Annotated in this window: 5 protein-coding genes and 2 pseudogenes; 2 read left to right on the top strand and 5 right to left on the bottom strand. The window is 50.8% G+C overall.

Annotation, left to right across the window (positions count from 1 at the left end):
- Positions 1-17 precede the first annotated feature (17 nt).
- The 5 genes and pseudogenes from NTW12_07615 to NTW12_07635 form a co-directional block, all read right to left on the bottom strand.
- On the bottom strand, positions 18-320 hold the full coding sequence (locus NTW12_07615; protein MCX5846210.1) for a HigA family addiction module antitoxin: 303 nt from the start codon (positions 318-320) through the stop codon (positions 18-20).
- A gap of 9 nt (positions 321-329) precedes the next feature.
- A pseudogene (locus NTW12_07620) lies at positions 330-515 on the bottom strand (type II toxin-antitoxin system RelE/ParE family toxin).
- 23 nt (positions 516-538) lie between these two features.
- Positions 539-672, bottom strand: a pseudogene (locus NTW12_07625) (ABC transporter permease).
- Between the two features lie 59 nt (positions 673-731).
- The gene (locus NTW12_07630) at positions 732-965 is read right to left on the bottom strand and encodes a type II toxin-antitoxin system HicA family toxin (protein ID MCX5846211.1); all 234 of its coding nucleotides are present in this window, start codon (positions 963-965) and stop codon (positions 732-734) included.
- Between the two features lie 3 nt (positions 966-968).
- Positions 969-1,193 (bottom strand): DUF1902 domain-containing protein, encoded by a 225-nt coding sequence (locus NTW12_07635; GenBank protein MCX5846212.1) that lies wholly within the window; start codon positions 1,191-1,193, stop codon positions 969-971.
- 371 nt (positions 1,194-1,564) lie between these two features.
- Between NTW12_07635 and NTW12_07640 the strand changes: the two genes are divergently transcribed.
- Both NTW12_07640 and NTW12_07645 read left to right on the top strand, forming a co-directional pair.
- On the top strand, positions 1,565-1,795 hold the full coding sequence (locus NTW12_07640) for a helix-turn-helix domain-containing protein (GenBank protein MCX5846213.1): 231 nt from the start codon (positions 1,565-1,567) through the stop codon (positions 1,793-1,795).
- Positions 1,788-1,953 (top strand): HipA N-terminal domain-containing protein (locus tag NTW12_07645; GenBank protein ID MCX5846214.1); only part of this gene is annotated, 166 nt, incomplete at its 3' end. The genes NTW12_07640 and NTW12_07645, both read left to right, overlap by 8 nt.

A 1,953-nucleotide genomic window follows, 5' to 3' on the forward strand; every position in this document is an offset into this window, starting at 1 on the left:
CCACCTTACCTCGCATCTTACGCTGCTGCGTGTGGCCTGACTTCCCGGTCAATGCTGGACGCCGATAAATCGCGCGCCGATTCAAGCTCGTAGCGTGTTTGAAGATTCATCCAAAATTGAGCAGAATTCCCGAAAAAACGAGACAGCCGCAGGGCGGTATCCGCGGTTATGCCGCGCTTTGCAAGCACGATCTCGTTGATCCGCCTCGCCGGAACGCGGATGCTTTCGGCCAGGCGGTACTGACTAATGCTCATCGGCTTCAAGAACTCTTCCAGTAAAATCTCTCCGGGATGCACCGGAGGAAAATCCCTCCCGTTCATACTCCCTCCTTAGTGATAATCAACGATCTCAACATCGTTTGCATTTCCATCTTGCCAGACAAAGCAGACGCGCCACTGCTCGTTGATGCGGATGCCGTGTTGCCCCCGTCTATCGCCTGACAGCGCCTCAAGCCGATTGCCGGGCGGTGTCCTTAAATCATCCAGATCCCTAACTGCGTCAATGATTTCCAATTTCCCAAAAAACTGGGGTCAGGGTGAATTCCGGGGATAGTCTGCTTGTAGCGCACGGATGATCGCGCCATGCCAGAATCAGAAAAAGCTCCCGGTAGCGCCAGAGATCGGCCCAGTAGTTTTTCTCGGTGCGTCCTGCCTCAATGATAATTTCGCTCATGAATTTGCCGAATTATGAGAACTGCGGGGAGCGCTTTCCGATGGAGCGACGGCTACCCTTCATGAATGTTTCATGTTGATGAAATCTTCGGCTGAAATATCCGCTTGTTTCAAGATTGCCCTGAGGGTACCCTGGGGCATATCGCCTGCGTGATTTGGGATCGTTGTATAGCGGCCTGTTGATTTATTGTACCAGATTTCGTGGCTTCCCGCCGCTTGACGGAGGAACGAGAAGCCGAATAACTTGAGACGTTGTACGATGTCTCGATATCTAAAACCGGACAACTGTCCCATGGTTTATGTTCCTACGATCAAAGGATACTCAAAAGAATCACTGATAGCTCCCAGATTTACGGCTGGGAAGCCTTGCTCTTCTATGAGCTTTTTAGCCACATCCCTCGCGATTTCAAGCGTCTCGGAAACGGTTCTCCCCTGCGCAACCAATCCCTGAATATCATCGGATGTCGCCAGGTATAGCCCTTCAGGCAATTTTTCGAGATGAATTTTAATCATTTTTTCCATAGCTATAACTCCTCTTTTTTAGTGCAACTTTGGGGTCTCGAAATTGAGTATGGCTTGTAACACATCCTGCATTTTTGTCGTCCAATGAAAGGGTGGGGCAGTGCCCTTACTGGTTTGATGATTTTAAGGATCATATCGAAAGGTGCGAGGAATAGCAACATGTAATTCTGGGGGCAACACACCCTTGACCGGCATTTCAAAGAACAAGGATTTATATCTCTCCCGGCATAGGGAAATATTCCCGTTCGGGAATTATATGTGCAATTCCTTCCTTAAAGGCATAAAATATACCCGATAGGGAATAATATGCTTGACAAGGGGCTATTGTTGGCGATATATTCCCGAACGGGAATAATACTCGGGGGTATGATATGAAAACGGTCGTGAGATCCGCTGTCGATATCGGGGCCGCTATCCGGAAGAAAAGAAAGGAAGACGGCCTGACCCTCGCCGATGCCGCAGGTCTCTGCAACGTCAATTACCGATTCCTCTCGGACCTCGAAAACGGAAAAGCCACGGCCCAGCTTGGTAAGGTCCTGCAGGCGCTTCATGCCCTCGGCATCGAAATCGAGCTGAAAGACAGGACGTGGCCTCATGAGTGAGCAAGAGCCGGTCCTCGACGTCTATCTTCGGAACCGCCTAACAGGCCGCCTCTGGCTTGACGAGCGTCGCCGATTCGTCTTCCAGTACGAAGGCGAATGGGTCAGGGATCCTCATGCCAACCCGCTGTCGCTTTCTCTGCCGCTGAAAACGGAACCCT

The organism is Deltaproteobacteria bacterium, assembly GCA_026388545.1.
Taxonomy (GTDB): domain Bacteria; phylum Desulfobacterota; class Syntrophia; order Syntrophales; family UBA2185; genus JAPLJS01.